At 62.1% G+C, this 20,061-nt stretch carries 15 protein-coding genes; 9 read left to right on the top strand and 6 right to left on the bottom strand.

All coding sequences use genetic code 11. The features are described 5' to 3' along the window. Positions 1-2,133, bottom strand: a 2,133-nt coding sequence (locus VL547_RS09930) for a VCBS repeat-containing protein (RefSeq protein WP_325577507.1), incomplete at its 3' end; no start/stop codon positions are given. Positions 2,134-2,209: 76 nt separating this feature from the next. Next, positions 2,210-3,418: an OmpA family protein gene (locus VL547_RS09925; RefSeq protein ID WP_325577506.1), complete on the bottom strand. Its 1,209-nt coding sequence runs from the start codon at positions 3,416-3,418 to the stop codon at positions 2,210-2,212. 98 nt (positions 3,419-3,516) lie between these two features. Between VL547_RS09925 and VL547_RS09920 the strand changes: the two genes are divergently transcribed. From VL547_RS09920 to VL547_RS09900, 5 genes are all read left to right on the top strand, one after another. Further along, positions 3,517-4,386, top strand: coding sequence for an OmpA family protein (locus VL547_RS09920; protein WP_325577505.1), 870 nt, complete (start codon positions 3,517-3,519; stop codon positions 4,384-4,386). Positions 4,387-4,451: 65 nt separating this feature from the next. Next, positions 4,452-6,161: an IlvD/Edd family dehydratase gene (locus VL547_RS09915; RefSeq protein WP_325577504.1), complete on the top strand. Its 1,710-nt coding sequence runs from the start codon at positions 4,452-4,454 to the stop codon at positions 6,159-6,161. A 9-nt stretch (positions 6,162-6,170) separates the two neighbouring features. After that, positions 6,171-6,935 carry a glucose 1-dehydrogenase gene (locus tag VL547_RS09910; RefSeq protein WP_325577503.1) on the top strand — a complete coding sequence of 255 codons (765 nt, stop codon included), beginning with the start codon at positions 6,171-6,173 and terminating at the stop codon, positions 6,933-6,935. A 51-nt stretch (positions 6,936-6,986) separates the two neighbouring features. Next, entirely contained in the window at positions 6,987-7,622 is a 636-nt protein-coding gene (locus tag VL547_RS09905; RefSeq protein ID WP_325577502.1) for a hypothetical protein, read from the top strand. Positions 7,623-7,712: 90 nt separating this feature from the next. Then, entirely contained in the window at positions 7,713-8,066 is a 354-nt protein-coding gene (locus VL547_RS09900) for a VOC family protein (protein ID WP_325577501.1), read from the top strand. 21 nt (positions 8,067-8,087) lie between these two features. Here VL547_RS09900 and VL547_RS09895 read toward each other — a convergent pair whose 3' ends face one another. Further along, the gene (locus VL547_RS09895) at positions 8,088-9,143 is read right to left on the bottom strand and encodes a dipeptidase (RefSeq protein WP_325577500.1); all 1,056 of its coding nucleotides are present in this window, start codon (positions 9,141-9,143) and stop codon (positions 8,088-8,090) included. A gap of 77 nt (positions 9,144-9,220) precedes the next feature. Here VL547_RS09895 and VL547_RS09890 point away from each other — a divergent pair, with 77 nt between their 5' ends. After that, positions 9,221-9,883 (top strand): hypothetical protein, encoded by a 663-nt coding sequence (locus VL547_RS09890; protein ID WP_325577499.1) that lies wholly within the window; start codon positions 9,221-9,223, stop codon positions 9,881-9,883. Here VL547_RS09890 and VL547_RS09885 read toward each other — a convergent pair. From VL547_RS09885 to VL547_RS09875, 3 genes are read right to left on the bottom strand one after another with little or no spacing between them, the layout of a single operon-like run. Further along, complete coding sequence (locus VL547_RS09885; RefSeq protein WP_325577498.1) at positions 9,880-12,204, bottom strand: family 43 glycosylhydrolase; 2,325 nt, start codon at positions 12,202-12,204, stop codon at positions 9,880-9,882. The genes VL547_RS09890 and VL547_RS09885 overlap by 4 nt on opposite strands. A gap of 29 nt (positions 12,205-12,233) precedes the next feature. Then, positions 12,234-14,507 carry a TonB-dependent receptor gene (locus tag VL547_RS09880; protein WP_325577497.1) on the bottom strand — a complete coding sequence of 758 codons (2,274 nt, stop codon included), beginning with the start codon at positions 14,505-14,507 and terminating at the stop codon, positions 12,234-12,236. Further along, positions 14,504-16,672: a PQQ-dependent sugar dehydrogenase gene (locus VL547_RS09875; protein ID WP_325577496.1), complete on the bottom strand. Its 2,169-nt coding sequence runs from the start codon at positions 16,670-16,672 to the stop codon at positions 14,504-14,506. Before VL547_RS09875 ends, VL547_RS09880 begins: the two co-directional genes overlap by 4 nt. Before the next feature lie 62 nt (positions 16,673-16,734). On the opposite strand from VL547_RS09875, the gene VL547_RS09870 reads away from it, so the two are divergent. The 3 genes from VL547_RS09870 to VL547_RS09860 all read left to right on the top strand — a co-directional run. After that, a complete protein-coding gene (locus VL547_RS09870) occupies positions 16,735-17,256 on the top strand; it encodes a GNAT family N-acetyltransferase (RefSeq protein ID WP_325577495.1) in 522 nt (173 codons plus the stop codon). Then, on the top strand, positions 17,253-17,654 hold the full coding sequence (locus tag VL547_RS09865) for a hypothetical protein (RefSeq protein ID WP_325577494.1): 402 nt from the start codon (positions 17,253-17,255) through the stop codon (positions 17,652-17,654). Before VL547_RS09870 ends, VL547_RS09865 begins: the two co-directional genes overlap by 4 nt. Positions 17,655-17,710: 56 nt before the next feature. Then, the coding region (locus VL547_RS09860) for an ABC transporter permease (protein ID WP_325577493.1) at positions 17,711-20,061 on the top strand (2,351 nt) is incomplete at its 3' end.

Raw genomic sequence — 20,061 nt, 5'->3', positions numbered from 1 at the left:
GTTGCCGGTACCGTCGCCATAGAGCAGCAGCAGGCGGTCGAGACCCCAGCTGTCGGTGGCCAGGTCGGGGTGGCCGTCGCCGTTGAAGTCGCCGGCGGCGATGCCGTGGGTGTGGGGTTTGGCGTAGACGGGGAAAGCCCGAGGTGCGCCGAATCCGCCATGGCCGTCGCCGGTCAGGACGGTGAGCTGACCGACTTCGGTATTCGCCACGCAGATGTCCGGGTGGCCGTCACCGTTAACGTCGATGATGACGAGGTCGTTGGGATGCGGGCCGCACGGGAATGCTACCATCGGCGCGTATGCTCCGGTCGCGGTTTGAAGGTACACCCCGATCGTGCCCTCTTCTTCATTGGCGACGACGATGTCGGGGCGGCCGTCGGCGTTGAGGTCGGCGACTTCTACGCTGGAGGCGCCTTTTCCGGCGGGGAGCGTGGTGGCGGTGAAGTGCGGACCGGGCGAGGGGTCGCCCAGGGGCGGCTCGCCCGGCGCAAAGCCGTCACCCAACGACGCGCCGCGCATCCGGAGGCCGGCGACGGTGTGATCCGCGCAGGGCAGGTCGGTGCCCCAGCAAAGGTCGAGCTGCGCGGGCGTAGTGTATAGGAAGGGTTGGTTATGGACGTCGACTACCGGTTCCGCATAGGGTTGCGGAAGCAGCCAGTGACCGACCCTGGGCGTCTGCGTTATGGTGCCTTCCAGGAGCAGGTTCGTCTTTAGGTGGCGGTATAACGCGATGGTGGACCATTCAAAAGCCAGGGCAACGGCCAGGGCGAATACGCCGGGACGGACGCGGGAGAAACACAACGCCAGCACAAGCGCCACCAGCGTCGCCAGATAACCATACCCAAACCGCGGGTCTGGCGCCTGGACAAACCAAAAGGCGACGCCCACCCAGATAAACGCCATCAGCCACCAGAACCCCTGGGGCAACGTGCGTCGCCGCCACCAGGCGACGATGGGCGACAGCGGCACGGCCAGCAGGATCAGGAAATCGTAGGGGCGGATGTTGTGTTTAAAAAGGTACGTTAACCGGGCCATCCGTGTATGGACTTCGTCGGCGGAGACCTTGTTGCGCAGGTACCCGAAGGCCTCGATGGCCTCGCGGGTCTGGCGCACTTTGGTGGCCGGCACTTTCCAGTCCGGGTGAAACAGGTCGAGGCGTTCGAAGGGGAAGAGCAGGTATCCGCTGAGGATGACGTTCCGGATCAGCCAGGGGGCGATGATCACCGCGCTGATGGCAATCATGATGTAGCGGTGGCGGCTTTTCCAAAAGAGGTAGGCGGTAAGCAGTAAGGCCGGGAGCGCGGACAGCTTGATCGTCAGGAGATAGGCGGGGATGAGCCACAGCAACGGTTGAGGCTCGCCGGTCTCCAGCTGTTCAAGCCAGAGGAGGATAGCCAGCGCCGTGAGGTAGAAGACGACGAGGTCGGCGGCGGGAGCGATGAGGTTGTAGACACCGACCCAGGGCATATTGATCAGCACCAGCAAGGCGAGCTTCATGAAGCGGGCGTGCGATCCAAACGCGGCCGGAGCCGGGGAACCAGCCGGCATCGCGGCCCCTCCCGGCGTCGCCAGGCCGCCGAGCAAATAGATCGTCATCAGCAGGTACGGCACCCCATTGATCGGATTCACCGCCTTCCCCGTGATCCACGCTCCGTCGAACAACGCCGCCAGCACGTGCCAGCTGGAGTTGAAGCCGAACCGGTCCTGCAAATTGGCCAGGCCGGGGACGACGCGATAGGTTTGGGTCCACCGTATAAACTGGCTGTAATAGAGCCCCTCGTCATAGGTGATCGACTGAAGCCCGGAGAAAAACAAAATAAATGCGATCGTCAACGCAAGGAATATACAGGCGACGACGCCGGTAGGCGCCATCCGGACCCGCAACCTGCGCCGGTAAATGAATAATAGTGGCACGGCCAGGATCACCACCACCTCATCCGCCGCAATGCCCATCGGTAGCACCAGCGACAGCCAGGTGGCCAGCACGTTTAACGCGATCAGCCCCGCGATCGCCGTCAGCGAGAAGGACGACGTGCCGCCGCGGACAAGCCTGCCGAGCCCATCGGTAACCGCCAGGCCATACACGTAGGTCAGGAAAATGACGACCGCGAACTTGACGAGAAGGAAGAGCATGCCGCAAATTAGGGTATTTGCGGCATGCCGGAAAGGTCGTTTGTCGGGCGCCTGAGGCGTTAACGGGGCCGCCGCGCTACTTGTCGCGGACCTCGAGCGCCATGCGCCGGTTCATCGACCGCCCATCGGGCGTACCGTTGTCGCCTATGGGATATTGAGAACCGTAACCTTTGGCGCCGTCGAGCTGGTGTTTTGACGCGCCGAACGCTTCCAGGCGGGCGAGCACGCTGTCGGCGCGCGCTTGCGAAAGACGCAGGTTTTCCAATGAGTCGCCGGTATTGTCGGTATAACCGCCGATGCGTATCCGGGCCTTGGGGAACGCCTGCAGGATACCGACGATGTTGCGCAGCTGGGATTCCGATTCCAGCAGCAGTTGCGCGCTGTTGCTGGCAAAACGGACGCGCGTAAACTCGAACCAGTTCCCGTTCTTACGGTCGATCTTTTGGTTGGGATCGCTCAGGAAGGCGACAAGCCGGTCTTCGGTGCCGCCTTTGACGGCGTTGAGGGTCGTGTTGTTGGGTAGGGTTACGGGATAGCTGGCGGTGGTATCCGGCGGCGCTGCGGTGTCGGTCACGGCGCGGGTGGTGGTGTCGTTTTGGTTAGGACCGTACGTCGGTGCGCGGTTACAGGTCTTGAAAACGTAGAAGAGGATGCCGATCAGTATGATGATGGCGATGATGCCATAGACGAGCGAGTTGCGGCGGGCGGAGGTGGTTTCTTTCGAGCCCGGGAGCCTTTGGAGCCCGAGCGCCTGCGCCACGCTCAGCCCGGCGGGAATGGAAGCCACGATGGCGTCGCGCTGCGACCAGAGCCAATGATTCGTGCCGGCCAGGTCGAGGCTGTTGTGGTGGATGTGACGGCCGATGGCGTCGAGGGCGACAAACGCCGACAGACCCAGCAGGAATGCCGCGCTGTCGGCCTTGACGGCGGCAAAGCGTGAGATTTCCTGGACCATCGGCTCGGTGCGCTCGCCGAGGATGGCCTTATAATAATCGCCTCCTTTGGCGGACAGCGCGTTACCCACGGCCAAACCGCCGGTGCCGCTCACCAGCTCATGGAGGTATCCGTGTAAATCGTTCCCCACTGCCTGTTGCGACAGGTTGTATATGGCCATGGGACCGTCCGGCAATTCCGTTCGTTTGAGGATAGCGGTATGGATCGCGGGGCCCGAAGCGTCGATGGCTTTGTGTATATCCTGCTCGCGTTCCCCCAAAAGGGCGGATATCTTACGACGCAGGTCTTCGGTAAAGACGGCTTTGTGCGCGTCGGCTAGTGTGCTTGCCATGGTGGTATAGGTGTTGGTTATACGCGGCAAGTTGCAACAATGGTGCCACCCGATTGGCCCAAAAGTTGCAAGTATGCGGTTAACCAACTTTTCTTGGTATGAAAAACACCATGTTTCTTTTCATTGCCGGATTATGCCTATCCGGCTGCGTTGCCACGCGTAAGTTCAGGGCCTCACAGGAAGCCCTCGCCCAGATGCGTGCCGATAGCGCCTCCCAGGCTGCGCACATCGCCGAGCTGCAGGCAACCACGGACAGACAACACCAGCAGATCTCGGACCTGACCAACAAGGTTACGGAGCTGAGCAACCAGGCGGGTCAATTGTCCTCGGACGTGGCCAACAAAAATTCCCAGCTGGGCCGCAGCCGCGCGCAGCTGGCCGAGCAACAGGCGAAGCTGGAACACCTCCAGCAGCTCATGGACCAGCAGCACCGCGCCACCCAGGCCATCCTCAAAAGGATGAGCGACGCGCTGACCGGCTTTAGCCCCAGCGAGCTCACCGTGACGATGAAAAACGGGAAGGTATACGTGAGCATGCAGGAGAGCTTGCTATTCCCCTCCGGCAGCGCTGTGGTCAACCCGCAAGGGAAGCTCGCGCTCGGTAAGCTTGCCGCCGCGCTGAACAAGGACACCTCGATCCGGGTGGACATCGAAGGGCATACCGACACCGTGCCCATCCGCACCCGTTTTATCGACAACTGGGACCTGAGTACGGCCCGTTCGAACGCGATCGTGCGCATCCTTACGAAGACGTACGCGGTGGACCCGATACGCGTCATCTCGTCGGGTCACGCGTTCTACGACCCCGTTGCGGACAACGGCACCGCCGAGGGCCGCGCGCTCAACCGGCGGACGGAGGTTATCCTCACGCCTAACCTGGATGAAATCTACCGCCTGTTGGAAAACGGCAGCGGCACGTCGTCGGGCGGCGATTCCGGCGGCGGGCAGCCCGGCGGCGGGACACAATAGCGCGACGGCGCGGCAAACGACGCTCCGTGTTGCCGCACCCCGCGATTTTCCCTTAAATTGGGGCCATGAACCCCTTGAGAAGCAGCCAATGGTTTGGCAAGAAGGGAAAAGACGGTTTTATTTACCGCGCCTGGATGAAAAACCAGGGTTTCCCCGCGGACGAATTCGAAGGCAAGCCGGTTATCGGTATCTGTAATACCTGGTCGGAGCTAACGCCCTGCAACGCGCACTTCCGCGAATTAGCGGAGTCCGTGAAGCGGGGCGTTTTGCAAGCGGGCGGTTTCCCGTTGGAATTTCCGGTGATGTCGCTCGGCGAAACGCTGATAAAGCCTACGGCTATGCTGTACCGTAACCTCGTGAGTATGGACGTGGAGGAATCGATCCGCGCCAACCCGCTGGACGGGGTGGTGCTGCTCTGCGGCTGCGACAAAACGACGCCCGCATTGGTCATGGGCGCCTGTAGCGTGGACCTGCCCACGCTGGTGGTGAGCGGGGGCGCCATGCTGACCGGGAAGTTCCAGGGCAGGGACATCGCGACCAGCGACGTCTGGCGGTTGACCGACGGGTTACGGTCGAACCACGTGACCCAGGACGAGATGAACGAGGCGGAGGCGGGCATGTGCCGCAGCCGCGGTCACTGCGCGGTGATGGGCACGGCTTCGTCTATGGCGTGTATGGTCGAGGCGCTCGGGCTTTCCCTCCCGGAAAACGCGGCCATCCCGGCGGCCGACTCCCGCCGCAAGGTACTCGCGCAGCTCAGCGGGCGGCGCATCGTGGAGATGGTGCGGGAGGACATGCGGCTATCGGCCATCCTCAAACGCGAATCCTTTGAAAACGCCATCCGCGTGAACGCGGCCATCGGGGGCTCGTCGAATTTCGTGGTGCATTTGCTGGCGATCGCTGGGCGGGTGGGCGTGCCGCTGACCATCGACGACTTTGACCGCTTCTCCGAAGGCGTTCCCTTGCTGGCCAACCTGCAGCCATCGGGTAAATACTTTATGGAAGACCTGTACTACGCCGGCGGTTTGCCCGCGGTGATGCAGGAGCTTTTGCCGCACCTGCACGGCGGCGCGCTCACGGTCAACGGCCACTCGCTGAGCGATAACGTGGCCCGCTACCGGTCGCTGAATACCGAAGTCATCGCCCCCCTGGATCAACCGGTGAACCCGCTGTCGGGCATCATCGTGTTGCGCGGCAACCTTTGTCCCGACGGCGCCGTGGTGAAACCGTCGGCCGCCAGCCCCCACCTGTTGCAGCACTCCGGCAAAGCGGTGGTGTTCGAAAATATCGACGACTACAAGGCGCGGATCGACGATCCTTTACTGGAAGTAGACAAGGACAGCGTGCTGGTGCTCAAGAGCGTCGGTCCGAAGGGCTACCCCGGTATGCCCGAGGTCGGCAACATGGGCCTCCCCAAAAAGCTGCTGGAGCAGGGCGTGACCGACATGGTCCGCATCTCCGACGGCCGCATGAGCGGCACCGCCTTTGGTACGGTCGTCCTCCACGTATCGCCCGAATCCGCCGTGGGCGGCGCGCTGGCCCTGGTGCAAACCGGTGACGTCGTCGCCCTCGACATCCCCGCGCGCAGCCTGAACCTCCTGGTCTCCGACGCGGAGCTGGCTCGCCGCCGGGCCGCCTGGAAACCCGAGCCCAGCGGGTATCCCCGCGGGTATGTGCGGATGTACCTCGACAACGTCGAGCAGGCGCATACGGGCGCCGATTTCGGGTTCCTGCGCGGTGGCTCGGGGTCGACGGTATTAAAGGATTCGCACTAAGCGTTCGCTATGCAGCCATTTGCACATAAGACGGCGATTATTACGGGCGCGGGCCAGGGGATCGGCTTCGAGATCGCGGCGCGGTTGTGCGCGGCGGGCGCCTCGGTCGTGCTCAACGACGTGGACGCGGCGCTGGCGGAGCAGGCGGCGGCCGCGGTCAACCTCCGGAACGCAGCGTCGCGAGCGATCGCGGTGGCCGGCGACGCCTCGGACCCGGCGGTGATCGAACGGCTCGTGGAGACCGCCGTAACGCAATTCGGCCGTCTCGACATCGCCATCCCCAACGCCGGGGTGACGCTCTTCGGCCCCTTCCTCGACTATCCCCTGGCGTCGTTCAACGCGCTCGTCAAGGTGAACCTGGCGGGGACGTTCTTCCTGGCGCAGGCGGCGGCGCGGCAAATGATCGCGCAGGGTTCCGGGGGATCGCTGCTCTTTATGTCGTCCGTGACGGGCCACCAGGCCCACCGCGACCTGAGCGCCTATGGGATGAGCAAGGCCGCGATCGAAATGCTGGCCCGGAGCCTCGTCATCGAGCTCTCCCCACACCGGATCAATGTTAACACCGTCGCCCCCGGCGCCACCCTGACCGAACGGACCCAGAAAACCCCCGGCTACGCCGAGCGCTGGGCCGAGATCACCCCCATGGGCCGCGCGGCTACGACCGCAGACATCGCCGAAACCGTCCTGTTCCTCGTATCCGATACCGCCCGGCACATCACCGGCCAATGCCTCGTCGTCGACGGCGGCTGGACCGCGGTGAGCCCGGAGCCGTGACATGGCAGCGATCGCCCGCGGTTTTGCGGAGCGTATTTGTATCTTACGAATATGATACTCCCTATCCTTTTCCTGTGCGCCGCTGCCGGCTCGCCACGCGATTCAGGCGTGGAAATACGTCTCGAATTGATCCAGGAGACCCGCGGGCGCGACGCGCGCGACCTGGCGTTGGGCATCCAGATCATCAACCATACATCGAACGCGGTGTACATACCTGGGTGGGATATGGGGACCATCCACCTGTATCGTCTGGAGGGCGGGGTATTCGTGCCGGACACCCTGATCGACCGGCGGGAGGAATTTGTGCCGCCGATGTTCATCCCCGAGACGAACGAGATTTTCTCGCGGTTCCCGGACAGGAGCGACCTTTGGTTCGGGCCACCGCAACCGTTGGCGGACTACTGTAAGGCCAGGGGGGATTCGCTGCTGGATTGGGAAAAACAGGGACACCGTCCCCTCTTCATCGGTCCGCACCAGGTTTACCGGTTCGAGCTCAGCCCCTTCCGGATCGTGGGGCTCAACCACGCCATGCGTAACCATACGGAGTACCGGATCGCCTTTGTCGCGACCAGGGTGGAGGATCGTTACCGCCCGCGTAGCATCCTGCAATACAAACGGTGCGACCAGGAGCACATCCGGTCCAATGTATTGTATTACCAGGCTATTCCGACGCTGGTTGATCGATAAAGGTCAGGACATGAAGCAATTCGGCGGAAATCGCTGGACCGGGAAACATTTTTACAATTCCTGAAAGAGTAGGAACGCTATTTTCGTCCCATGAACCATCCCGTTGTCCACTTCGAAATCGGTTGCCAGGACCTGGAGAAAACGACCGCGTTTTACACCGGTCTTTTTGGCTGGTCGCCGTTGATGGCGCCGCCTTACGCCGCCCATCTCCAAACCGGCTCCGCCGACGGCATCCAGGGCCACATCACCGCACTGGGTCACGAGCCGCACCAGTATGTAACCTTTTACATCCGCACGGATGACATCGCGGACACGCTCCGGCGTATCGAGGCTGCGGGTGGGAAAAAGCTGTTAGGTCCGGTGCCGCTGCCGGACAAGAGCCACTTTGCATGGTTCCGGGACCCCGAAGGGAATACCATCGGGCTCGTTACACCGGCGCCTTAAGGCGTCGTACGGGCCTGCCCGCTAGCTCCACGCCTCCCGCAGGAAACGCAACCAGTTGCCGTGCATGATGCCGTCGATGTCGGCGGCGGAATAACCGCGCCGGTCGAGCAGCGCGGGGATCTTCTGCAGGTCCGCGATCGTTTCCAGGTCGTACGGGCATTGCTCTTTGCCGAAGGCTCCGTCGAGATCGGTCCCGAGGCCCACGTGGCGGGCGTTGCCGGCGATCTGGCAGATGTGGTCGAGGTGGTCGACGAGCTTGTCAAGGGTACAGTCCATCGCGGCCGGCGTCGATTGTCCGCGTACCCAGCCGGGGACGAGCATCCATGCGTCGAGCGCGCCGCCGATCACGGCGCCCTTCGCCACGAGCGCGCGGATCATGTGGTCGCTGAACTGGCGGTTGTGGTCGACGAGCGCGCGGCAGTTGTTGTGGCTGGCCCACACGGGACCGTTATACAGGTCCATCGCATCCCAGAAGGCGTCGTCGCACAGGTGCGTGGCGTCAAGGATGATCCCCAGGGATTCCATTTTTTGAAGCAAAGCGCGTCCGTCGACGGAAAGACCGCCGTTCGCATCCGTCCCGTTGGCGTAGCGGCCGGGGCCGTAGTGGGCGGGGCCGAGGGCGCGCAAGCCCTCAGCATAGGCTGTATCCAGGAAGTCCACGGTCACGATGGAGTCCGCGCCTTCGAGGCTGAGGATATACCCGATGGGGCCGCCCATGGGCCAATCCGCGAGGTGTCGTTCGAGGCTTACGAGGTCTTTTACCATGACCATCTCCCCCGCCGTCTCCATGGCTTTGTACCAGGCCAGCTGGCCCTGGGTCTGGGCCCACGCCTGCTCGGGGCTGTGCCAGCCGGGGAGCGGGTTGTCCGGGGCCACGTATCGCGCGATCTGGGTAGCGACGACCAGACCCACGTTGCCTTTGCGCAGCTCCGGCAGGGATACGGTGCCCCTGGCGCGGTCGGGTTTGTCGGAGAGCCCGTTTTCGCGGTCGCGTATGGCCTGTACCGGCTGCCGGAGGTCACGGTTCCATTCGAGGGCGTTCATGCTAAGGTCCAGGTGGGCGTCGATGACGAACATGCGTTTTAGGATTTTATTGGCTTTCAAATATAGGGCCTGTGCAGTATTTTGATGGACGGAATCCTAAACAACCCCACATGCAACGCTTTCTTTTCCTTACCTCGTTCTGCCTGGCGGCGGTGTGCGCGCGCGCCCAGGATAGCGCCCGCTTCTACACGGGTTTTGGCGTGGAGCTCTATGCCCAGCTAGGTTTTAGCTACTTCGATTTTCACGGGCTTAACCACCGGCTCGAGGCCGACGGCAAAACAGCCGCGGGCGGGAGCGCCACACAGGTAGGTTTTGGCGCCGCCTACCGGTTCAGCCAGCTGGTGGTCGGGACGGAGTTTTCCTTGCTGGACGGCCTGGGCGGGGACGAGTCTTTTGGCGGCGAATATGGCTTTTATGTGTCCACCAACGTCCTCCATACCCGTCACTGGATATTCAGCCCGATCGTGGGGGCGAACGTCCAGTATATCCGCGTGGACATCCCGCAGGCGACGACCGCGACCACCTTTGACGACGCGTTGGGGAGCGCCAACGCGCTACGGCTGTACCAGACCAACAGCGCGCTGGACCTGGGTCTCTCGGTCAAAAATACGAGCTGGATACCCTGGAAGGCCTATTCCCCGCTGCTCCGGATTGGCTACCGCGTGGGGCTGGCCCGGGACGCCTGGAACGTGGCCAATGCCACGGTGACCGGGGCGCCGTCGGACCGGGTCGGCAGCTTTTATGTCGCGCTTTGTTTTGGCTACGGTATCTAGTACTGTCCGACGTGCCCCTGGACCAGGTCGAACAGCTTTTTGGAATCGTATCCCACGCCGGCCTTGAACACCCAACGGACGTTCCGGATGGCATGGATGTCATGGGTTATATCGCCATCGATGACGATAAGGTCGGCCGTTTTGCCGACGGCGATCGAGCCTATACGGCTTTGCAGCCCCAGCGCCTGCGCGCCATTGAGGGTGGCGATCCGGATGGCCTCGATGGGCGTCCATCCTTCCCCGGTCAGGAGCTCGATCGCGCGCAGGCTGCCATAGCCCGCCAGGACCGCGCCGTTGCCGGTCGGGTCGGTACCCACGGTGAGGAGGCCGCCGGCGTCGGCGAACTGGCGCTCGAGCTGCATGTCTCGCGCCATGGCGCCGTTATACGCGGGGCTACGGTGACGGGTAAGTGATTTTTCAAACAGGTCGCGCGTGTCCGGGGACATCGCGGAAAGCACATCGGGATGCGGCAGCGAGTCCGCGGTGCTCATGCCTTCAAATACCGCGAGCGTTGACGTCAGGATGACTTTGCGCGAGACCATGTACCGGATGAGCGCCGTGGCACCCGTGGAATCGGCGGTAGCCAGCGGGTTAGCCGCGTTCATACACGCGTCCTCCTTTTTTCCGGGAATGAAATCCGTAGCCGCGAGAAAACCGTGCTCCAGCTGGTCGATCCCCATCTCCGCCGCTTCGTGGTACGTCACCGAGCAAAGGTGGCCGGTGATTTTCAGCCCGCGGGCGTGGGCCGCGTCGATGGCGGCTTTGAGGGTGGGCCGGTCGAGCACGTTGTAGGCCTTGAACGACGTACAGCCCTGGTCCGCCCAGAAGTTCACGAATGCCTTGGCGTCCTGCGGGCCCTTGCACTCGTGCATCTGGGGCGCGAAGGCCCCTACCCCTTCGATATACGGCGCGGTTACATCCATGTTGGGTCCGACGATCTTACCCGCGTCGATGTCGCGTTTGAGGTTCAGGTCCGAATACGGTTCCACGCTCCCCGCCGTGCGGATGGTGGTGGCGCCGCAGGCCAGGTAGAGCTTGGGGAAGGTGAAAGGAAGCTGTTTGTAGTGTATATAGGCCGGGTTCGGGCTGATGTCGGGGTAGTACATGTGCTCGTGCATCAGGACGTAGCCGGGTAACAGTGATTTCCCGGTGCAGTCGATGACGGTGGCGTCCGCCGGGATATCCCCGCCAATCGCCGCGATGACCCCATTACGCACGACCACGGTCTGGTCGCGCCGCACCTGCAAACCCTCGACGTCCGCGAGGTTGCAGTGCGTAAACGCCAGCACGGGTTGGTCGTAGGCGATGAACTGCTGCACCGAGGCGGGCGGCTTGGGCTTTTCGGCGGCCGGCCCGGTCAGCCCCGCAGACGGCCCTGCCGGCCGCGCGTGCACCCCGCTGCGTGTGATCTTCACCGGTAGTATCCGCCCATCCGCCCCAAACGCCATCGTATCGATACACACCTCCCGGTGGTTCGCGTCGGTTTCGTCGAGCGGCCGCCGGTGGTAGACGATGTAATAGTCGTCGGTGCCGGGGATGTGGAGGACGCTGTGGTGGCCCGCGCCCGTGGCCACGGCCATGTCCTGCTGGAGGATCTTACCGATGCGCTTGAACGGGCCCGTGGGTTTGTCGGCCATGGCGTAGGCGACCGAATAATCGGGGCCCGTCCAGCCGCCCTCGGACCACATGAAGTAGTATTTACCGTTGCGGTAGATCATATACGGGCCCTCGACGTATCCTTCGGGGGTGATCTCCTTGAACGTCGAGCCGTCGGGGAAGGGAATAAAACCGGTAAAGTCGTCCTTGAGCCGGGCGATGTTGCAGTGACGCCAGCCGCCATAGATCATATACCAGGCGCCGTCTTTGTCCTGGAAAACCGCCTGGTCGATGGGTTGCGCCCCGTTGTGAAAGGCCCCGATCAGCGGCTTGCCGAGGTAATCCCGGTACGGTCCTCCGGGCTTATCGGCCACGGCCACGCCTATCCCACCCACGGCGCTGTCGTTCTGGATGTCGTTGGCGCCAAAAAAGAAATAGTATTTCCCGTCCTTTTCCGCGATGGCCGGCGCCCACATGGCGCGTTTCGCCCATTTGACGCCCGCCGTATCCAGGATGTCGTGGTGCTTGGTCCAGTGCACCAGGTCGGTGGAGGAAAACGCGTCAAAAAAGGTCTGGTCCCTGTACCGGGCCGAGTAGGTGGGATAGACCCAATACGTGCCGCCATAGACGGCGGTCTCGGGATCGGCGTACCAGCCCTGGAATATCGGGTTCTGGGCGTCGGCGTGCATCGACACCACCAGCAATAGCGCAAGGAGCTTTCTCATGCGCGCAATATACTCATAATCCCGCGGCCTCATAATCTCCCGGCCCAGCGAAGCGTAACCCCATAGGTGCAGGGATCGCCCAGGTGGGCGGCCCCGAAGTCATACGCATAGGCGATGTACTTCGTGTGCGTCAGGTTGCGCGTCCAGCCGTCGAGGGTGAAGTCCTTGTAGCCTACGCCAACGCCGCCGTTGAGCACCTGGTAGGAGGATTGCTCCACGGTGTTGGCGAGGTCGAAGTACTGGCGGCCCACGTAGGACCATTCGGCGCGGGCGTGGGCGGCAAAGAGCCCAAACCGTACCGTGTATTGGAGGATAGCCGAAGACGTCATGTCCGGCGTAAAAACCTGCCGTTTTCCTTTTAAATCTTCCGACGCGCCGTTCTCCGAGAGATCGAGCCGGTCAAAGGTCGCGTGCGTTACACCGAGGCTATAGGTCAGCTGGAGCCCGCGGGCCAGCAACGCCGAAACATCCCCGTCAACACCGCGGCTGGTCATCCTGCCGGCGTTCCGGATGACCGTGACGCCCGCGGGCAGCTCGAGCGTCGGTACCTGGACGTCGTTCATGAGGCAATAGAAAACGGCGGCGTTCACCTCCACCCGGTCCTTGAAATAGCGCCCCTTCGCCCCCAATTCCCAGTTGCTGCTGTATTCCGGTTTGTACGGGTAGAGCGGCGGCTGGGTCGGGTCGCCGCTGATCGCGGTGAGCCCGCCGGTGCGATAGCCGCGGGCGTAACGGGCATAAAGATTGGTGCGTTTGATTTGTTTGCCTATGGCGACCATCGGCGAAAACGCCCCATAGGACGCCGACGCCGATGTGTCCGGTTGCGTCGTAAAACCCGCGCCGCCATCCGGCACGTACTGGCCGGAAACCCGTTCGTAGTCGTGCTCGTAGTCGTAGCGCAAACCGGCGGTTACGCTCCAGCCGTGCGCCAGCGCGCGCGTCGCCTGCCCATACGCGGCCAGCCCCGCGCCATACAGGTTCGACGTATTGACGATGGTATAATTGGTATCCGGCGAGCCCACCAGCGCCGCGTCCCGCCCGAAGTGCGTGCCCTGTTTGTTGGGCACGTCGCGGTAGAAGCCATAGACGCCCGTGGTCCACGTCCAGGGGCCGCCGCCCGTGTTGCCAAGCCGGAGCTCCTCGGACACGTTCCGCACCTTATTCCACGGCTTGCCATAGTTGTTCACGATGGACACCGCGTCCGCCGGGGAAAAGTCGCCGTCGATGGGTTGCCGGTAATAGCGGTTGTTCGAGGCATACGCCGTTTGCGTGCTGAAGGTCAGGCCCCGGCCGGTATATTTTGCCGTGATGGACGCATTTAACGTATTGTCGATCATCAGCGTATTGGCGTCCTGGTCCACGTGGTAGGGCGTCGCCAGCGCCATCTCCGGCGTGGCGTCCAGCGGAAAGGCGCCGTGGTTGCGGTTCTCCAGGTGCTTCAGGTTGGCTTCGACCGACCACCGGGGATTGATCCGCCAGCGCAGCGAATAGTTCCCGCCAAAACGGTGTTGCGCGTCATAGTTAGTGTTGTCGTAGTCGTTGGTATAATAACCGTTGCGGCTTTCGTAGAGTATGGCGGCGGACAAGGACAAGCCTTTCGTAAAAGGCGTCGAGACCCCCGCGGTATAGCGCTGCAAGCCATAGTTGCCAAAGCTGGCTTCCGCGAAACCCCTGGCATACCCCACCGGCGGCCGCGTCACGATATTGATCACCCCGCCCATGGCGTTACGCCCATACAGCGTGCCCTGCGGGCCTTTGAGGACCTCGATCCTGTCGATGTCGAAGAGGTTGGGTATATACGTGTCGAGCGTCATCGCCCCCACCCCGTCGATATACGTGGTCACCGCGGGGTCGTAGCTCGTTGCGCTGGTGATACCGCGGATCGTGATGACATTCCGGCCGTCGCCGGGGCTCGCCGCATACAGGTTCGGCACGAGGGTGCGCAGGTCCTCGGCTTCCCACAGCCGGGCGGCCTCCACGTCGCGGGCGTCCAGCGTGGCAACGCTCAGCGGGAGCTCGCGCGCGTCCTGTTCGCGTTTGTCGGCGGTCACGACGACCTCGCCCAGCTGGATCACGGAGGGCTTCAGGTCGATGTCGGTGGCGGTGGTGATTTGGCTCGCGTAGCCAGGAGCGGTTACATACAATTGATAGCCGCTCCCGGGTAGCGCGAACGTGCCCGCGCTATCCGTAGTTACTTCGATATCGGTATTGAGCACGCGCACGGTGGCGTGGGGAACGGGCTTGGAACCGGAGTGGACGTGGCCGATGGCCTGTAAAAGGACAACGGCGAGAAATGTCGTCAAGGCTTCTTCTTTTGATCCGCCAAAGCTAAGACGTATTGGATGATTTTGTGCAGGTCTTCCTGGTTGATATCGGGATGCGCCGACATGGCCACGTCGCCCCATACGCCGCTGCCGCCCTTCATGACCTTTTGCGTCAGGTAGGATTCCACACCGGTATGGCCCTGGTACTTTTCGGACACCATCTCAAAGGATGGCCCGATCGACTTGGTGGATTCCTGGTGACAGCTTTTGCAGTCGAGGGTCTTGACGAGGGCGCGACCGGTGGCAATGACCGGCGTGCTGGCCACGGAGGCGGTGTCCGCCGCGGCGGCCGCGATGAAGTCTACGTTGGGGTCGTAATCGATCCGGTACAGCCCGGCGTCGGCGTTCTTGGCGAACCACGCGGTGCCGTAGTCCAGCAGGTAAAACCGCCCGTCGGGACCGACTTCGAAATCAATGGTGTTGTGCATCTGGAGGTGCGGCATAAACGGCTCCATTTCCTCCAGGTCGCCGTCCTTATTCAGCGTCACGGCCTTGATCCAGCCCCGGATCCATTCGTAGATAAAGACCTTGCCGTCGTAGTAGTCCGGGTAACGCGTGGATTCGGGAAAGTCTTTGACGTGGTAGACCGGTCCCGCCATCGCCGTCCGCCCGCCGTTGCCGACCTCGGGGAACTCGGGGGAGTTGGCATACGGATACCAGATAAACGCCGGTTGGGCCGGCGGCAAATCCTGTATACCCGTGTTGTTGGGCGACGTGTTCCGGGGATGCGCGGGATCGAAGGCCGTCCCGTGCGTACCGTTGGTATAGTTGTAGGAATGGTAGGCGTAGTTGTGCCCGACAAAGAATGGCCAGCCGAAGTTCCCGGCCTTCCGGGCCTGGTTGACCTCGTCGTACCCGCGGGGTCCGCGCGAATCTAGGCTGTCGCTCCCCGCGTCCGGGCCGACTTCCCCCCAATAGAGCCAGCCGTTGGCCTGGTCCACCGAAATGCGGTAGGGGTTCCGGTCGCCCATCACATAGATCTCGGGGCGCGTCCCCGGCGTACCCGGCGGGAAAAGGTTGCCATCCGGTATGGAATAGGACCCATCCTTGTGGACGCGGATACGCAGGATCTTTCCCCGGAGGTCGTTGGCGTTCCCGGCGGAGCGCTCGGCATCGTACTGTTCGTGCCCGGGGTTTTGGTTGAGCGGCGCAAAACTGTTGCTGACGTATTTCTGGTGCGGCTCGTCGAACGGCGTGGAGTTGTCCCCCGTGGACACGTACATCAGCCCGTCGTGGCTAAAGGCGATCGACCCGCCGGTATGACAACAGATGTCGCGTGTGGTGTGTACCGTGAGGATGACCTTTTCGGTGGCCGGGTCGAGCGTATCGTTTATGAACGTAAACCGCGACAACCGGTTCATCGGGCTGTCCAGCGCGCTGTAGTAGATGTATACCCAGTGGTTCTGGCTGTAGTCCGGGTCCTTGCTCAGCCCGAGCACCCCTTCCTCGACGTTGACGCCCGGTTTGGTGGTATGAAAATAGGCGGCCAGGTACCCCGCCTGTTTGAGCGTGTGCGTTTCGTTTTTGTAGAGCAGGATGTCCCCCCGGCGTTCGACCACCAGGATGTCCAGGTTGGGGAGGATCGTCATCTCGGTAGGCTCGAAGAACTGCCCGAGCGCCAGCGGCACCCGTGTAAAATGCGCTTCCAGCGGCGGGTATTCCGTTTTTGCGCGGCTGTAATCCAGGCTGCCCACGGCGTCGGATACCTGTTTGAGTCCGTGCTTTAGGCCCGCCTCCGTCGCCGTGTCGGTATTGAAAACCCGGTCGCCATAAGTGTGGTCCCCCGCTATCAGCCGTTTGTACCAGGCCCAGTCGTAGTCCATGACGCCGTGGCGGCCAACCCGCAACAGACCGCCCCCCGCTTCCAGGAAGCGCCTCAGCGCCACCCGGCTCATAAACGGCAGGTCGTCCCCATCCAGGTCCAGGAGCGCCACCGCGGTATATCGCTGCAAATTACTGTCGTTGAACTTGGCCGGGTCCGTCGTGGTATCAGCGATGGCGCCTTGTTTGAGGACGCTCAGCAGCACCGTGCTATCGGGATGAGCGCCTTTTTCCGAAAACACCAGGATGCTGGCTTTTCGGTTTTGCTGACAAGCCGCCAGCGTGATAAGGGCAATCGTCAGGAGAAGGTTGTGTCGGGTCATGCGCCAAGTTAGGGAAATTTCTCGCTCAGGATGGCGCAAACGATTGTTCTTATCTTCGTCGCATGATCATCGCTCCCATAGCGGCATCGCCGTCAACTATCGACGCCCTGGCGGACCTCCTCGTCGAAACCGTCGCCGCCGGCGGCTCCGTGAGCTTTATGCACCCGCTGTCCGTCGCGGATGCTACCGCGTTTTGGCGCGCTTCCCTGGCCGAAGCGGACAAGGGCACACGCGTCGTGCTGGGCGCCTGGGACGGACCCTCACTAATCGGCACGCTGACGTTGTTGCTCGACTGCCCGCCCAACCAACCCCACAGGGCCGAGCTCGCCAAGATGATGACGCGGGTCGCGTTTCGCGGCCGGGGCGTGGCGACCCAGCTCCTGCTGGAGGCCGAGCGGATCGCCTTGGACCGCGGCCGCACCGTCATCAACCTCGACACCGCGGAAGACGAGGGCGCCGCCGGTTTCTACGAAAAGATGGGTTACATCCGCGCGGGCGTCATCCCCGACTATGCGCTCAAGCCCCATGGGGGACTTACGGGGACGATTATCTTCTGGAAAAAATTGAGTATGTTTATCATGTGACCTTGCGATTGCTCATGCCGGCGCTCCTATTGGGGGCGGCCGGGCTTACCTGCCGAAACCACAGGGTGGTTATAACGGAGACGCCGGCTTATCATGATAGCCGGGGGTGTATCGAGCTCACGGTCACCGGCAATGGGATGACCGGCCAAACACGATTCATCCCCATCACCGGCAACCTGGACAGCATCCCGTTGGGATCATTCCCCCCCAATACCCGTCAGGTTTGCGTCCGGGGGAGCTGGGTCAATATCCCGGGCGTCTTTACCGACCGGCAGGCGTTGGTCCGGGAGCTGGCGGACGCCTACCCGGAGCTCTTCAAAGCGACCGACGCGGAACTGACCCTGGTGACGCGCGACCGGACGACGATCGTCCGGAACCGGACGACGACAAAGCCATAAGCATACTGTTTTCCAACGGGTTATAAACCGGCACTCCCTTTGTCGCGGGACGCCGTATGTTCCGCAGCTACATCCACATCGCCTGGAGGAACCTGGTCAAGGACCGGATGTCCTCGGTTATCAATATCGGGGGGCTCGCCGTCGGCATGGCGGTGGCCTTCCTGATCGGTCTCTGGATCTATGACGAGACGCAGTTCAACAAGAACTTTGCGAACTATGACCGCATCGCGCAGGTGTATCAGCGTCAGACGGTCAACGGGGAAACCGAGGCCTTCCTGGGGCAGCCGCTCCCACTGGTGAAGGAGCTCCAGACGAACTACCGCAACACGTTCAAATACGTCGTGGTCTCGGGATGGAAGGGGGACAATACCCTCGCGTTTGGCGATAAGCAACTCTCGAAGACCGGCACCTTTATGGGCGAGGACGCCCCCCGCCTGCTTACCCTATCGATGCGGCGGGGTAACTGGGACGGGCTGAAAGACCCGCACTCCATCCTGCTTTCCGCGAGCGCCGCCAAAGTCTTTTTTGGCGACGCCGATCCCCTGGGGCGGACGATCCGTATCGGAAACGCCATGGACGCAACGGTGACGGGTGTGTACGAAAACATGCCCAACAATTCGCAGTTCGCCAACCTGGACTTCATCGGGGCATGGCCGATGTACGCTTTTGGCGCGGACTGGGTGAAGCGGTCCGAAACACAATGGGACAACAACTCGTTTCAAATACTCACGGAACTGGCCGATGGCGTCGGCATGGCCGCGGCTGACAAAGCCATCGTAGACGTAAAGCGCAGGCATGAATCCAGGGAGGATCAAAAATACAATTCCAGGCTTTTCCTGTTGCCTATGAAGGATTGGCACCTTCGCTCCCACTTCGAAGCCGGCGTGCAGACCGGCGGGTTGATAGAATACGTGCGGTTGTTCGCCATCGTGGCGATTTTTGTCCTGTTCCTTGCCTGTATCAATTTCATGAACCTCAGCACCGCGCGGTCGGAAAAACGGGCCAGGGAAGTCGGCATCCGCAAAACGATCGGTTCGCTCAAAAGCCAGCTGGTGGCGCAGTTCTACCTGGAATCATTCTGGACAGTCCTGCACGCTGGCGTGCTGGCCGTGTTGCTGGCCTGGCTCGCACTGCCATGGTTCAATGGCGTTTCGGACAAACAACTGTCGATGCCCTGGGGCAGCCCGTTTTTTTGGCTTATCGGGCTGGGTTTTTGCACCCTTACCGGCTTGATCGCGGGCAGCTATCCTGCCCTGTACCTGTCTTCTTTCCGGCCGATCCGGGTACTCAAGGGGGCCACCCAGGCCGGCCGGGCCGCCTCGCTCCCGAGGAAGGTCCTCGTAGTGCTCCAGTTCAGCATTTCGCTGGCGCTGATCATCGGCACGGTTATCGTCTACGGCCAGATACAACACACCAAGGACAGGCCAAAGGGTTATAACGCCGGGGGCGTCGTCATGGTCCAGATGAAGTCGCCCGATTTTTTCAGCGTAGGTTATGATGTCATGCGCAATGCCATGCTTCGCAGTGGCGCCGTCAGCGAGTTCGCGGAGTCGTCCTCGCCGCTCACGGAAACCTGGCAGGCCAGCGCCGGTTTTAGCTGGCCCGGGAAGCCGCCGGGGTTGACCGGGGATTTTACGACCACCTGGGTCAGCCACGACTACGGTAAGACCATCGGCTGGCAAATCGTCCAGGGACGCGATTTTTCGCGGGGTTATGCCTCAGATTCCACGTCCGTCATTATCAACGAGTCCCTGGCCCGCTTCATGGGGATCACGAACCCCGTCGGGACCAGGCTGACCTGGGGAAGCGGTTCCGACGCCTCGAACTATACGATCGTCGGCGTCGTCCGGAACCTTGTCATCGACGACCCGTACGGGGAGATAAGGGGAGGGATCTATTTCATGAACTACAAGAATTTTAATTGGATGACGATAAAGCTGGACCCCAGGATGGGTACAGCCGCCGCGTTGGAGCGGGTGGCATCCGTTTTCAAACAATACATCCCTTCCGCCCCCTTCGACTATAAGTTCGCGAGCTCGGAATACGCGCACAAATTCGCCGCGGAGGAACGCATCGGCACGCTGTCGGGCTTCTTTGCCGCGCTGGCGATCCTGATCAGCTGCCTCGGGCTCTTTGGGCTGGCGTCTTTCGTGGCGGAACAACGTACCAAGGAAATCGGCATCCGGAAGGTGCTCGGCGCGTCCGTTTTCGCCCTCTGGCGGTTGTTGTCCACGGACTTCGTATGGCTGGTCTGTATCGCGCTGGTGATCGCGACGCCGCTGTCCTGGCTCTTTATGCGTCACTGGCTGGACCACTATGCCTACCGGATGTCGATCGGCTGGTGGATATTCGCGGTCTCAGGCGCGGGCGTGGTGCTCCTCACGGTGGCCACGGTGAGCTTCCAGGC

The organism is Dinghuibacter sp., assembly GCF_035492835.1.
GTDB lineage: Bacteria > Bacteroidota > Bacteroidia > Chitinophagales > Chitinophagaceae > Dinghuibacter.
Note: the sequence above shows the minus strand (reverse complement) of the source record. Positions and strands in the feature narration are given on the sequence as shown.

Bases quoted from the DNA above. Each gene is read 5' to 3' on its own strand.
- VL547_RS09905 (WP_325577502.1), top strand. From the start codon at position 6,987: ATGATACTCCCTATCCTTTTCCTGTGCGCCGCTGCCGGCTCGCCACGC.
- VL547_RS09870 (WP_325577495.1), top strand. From the start codon at position 16,735: ATGATCATCGCTCCCATAGCGGCATCGCCGTCAACTATCGACGCCCTG.
- VL547_RS09890 (WP_325577499.1), top strand. From the start codon at position 9,221: ATGCAACGCTTTCTTTTCCTTACCTCGTTCTGCCTGGCGGCGGTGTGC.
- VL547_RS09895 (WP_325577500.1), bottom strand. From the start codon at position 9,143: ATGTTCGTCATCGACGCCCACCTGGACCTTAGCATGAACGCCCTCGAA.
- VL547_RS09875 (WP_325577496.1), bottom strand. From the start codon at position 16,672: ATGACCCGACACAACCTTCTCCTGACGATTGCCCTTATCACGCTGGCG.
- VL547_RS09900 (WP_325577501.1), top strand. From the start codon at position 7,713: ATGAACCATCCCGTTGTCCACTTCGAAATCGGTTGCCAGGACCTGGAG.
- VL547_RS09910 (WP_325577503.1), top strand. From the start codon at position 6,171: ATGCAGCCATTTGCACATAAGACGGCGATTATTACGGGCGCGGGCCAG.
- VL547_RS09885 (WP_325577498.1), bottom strand. From the start codon at position 12,204: ATGAGAAAGCTCCTTGCGCTATTGCTGGTGGTGTCGATGCACGCCGAC.
- VL547_RS09915 (WP_325577504.1), top strand. From the start codon at position 4,452: ATGAACCCCTTGAGAAGCAGCCAATGGTTTGGCAAGAAGGGAAAAGAC.
- VL547_RS09920 (WP_325577505.1), top strand. From the start codon at position 3,517: ATGAAAAACACCATGTTTCTTTTCATTGCCGGATTATGCCTATCCGGC.
- VL547_RS09925 (WP_325577506.1), bottom strand. From the start codon at position 3,418: ATGGCAAGCACACTAGCCGACGCGCACAAAGCCGTCTTTACCGAAGAC.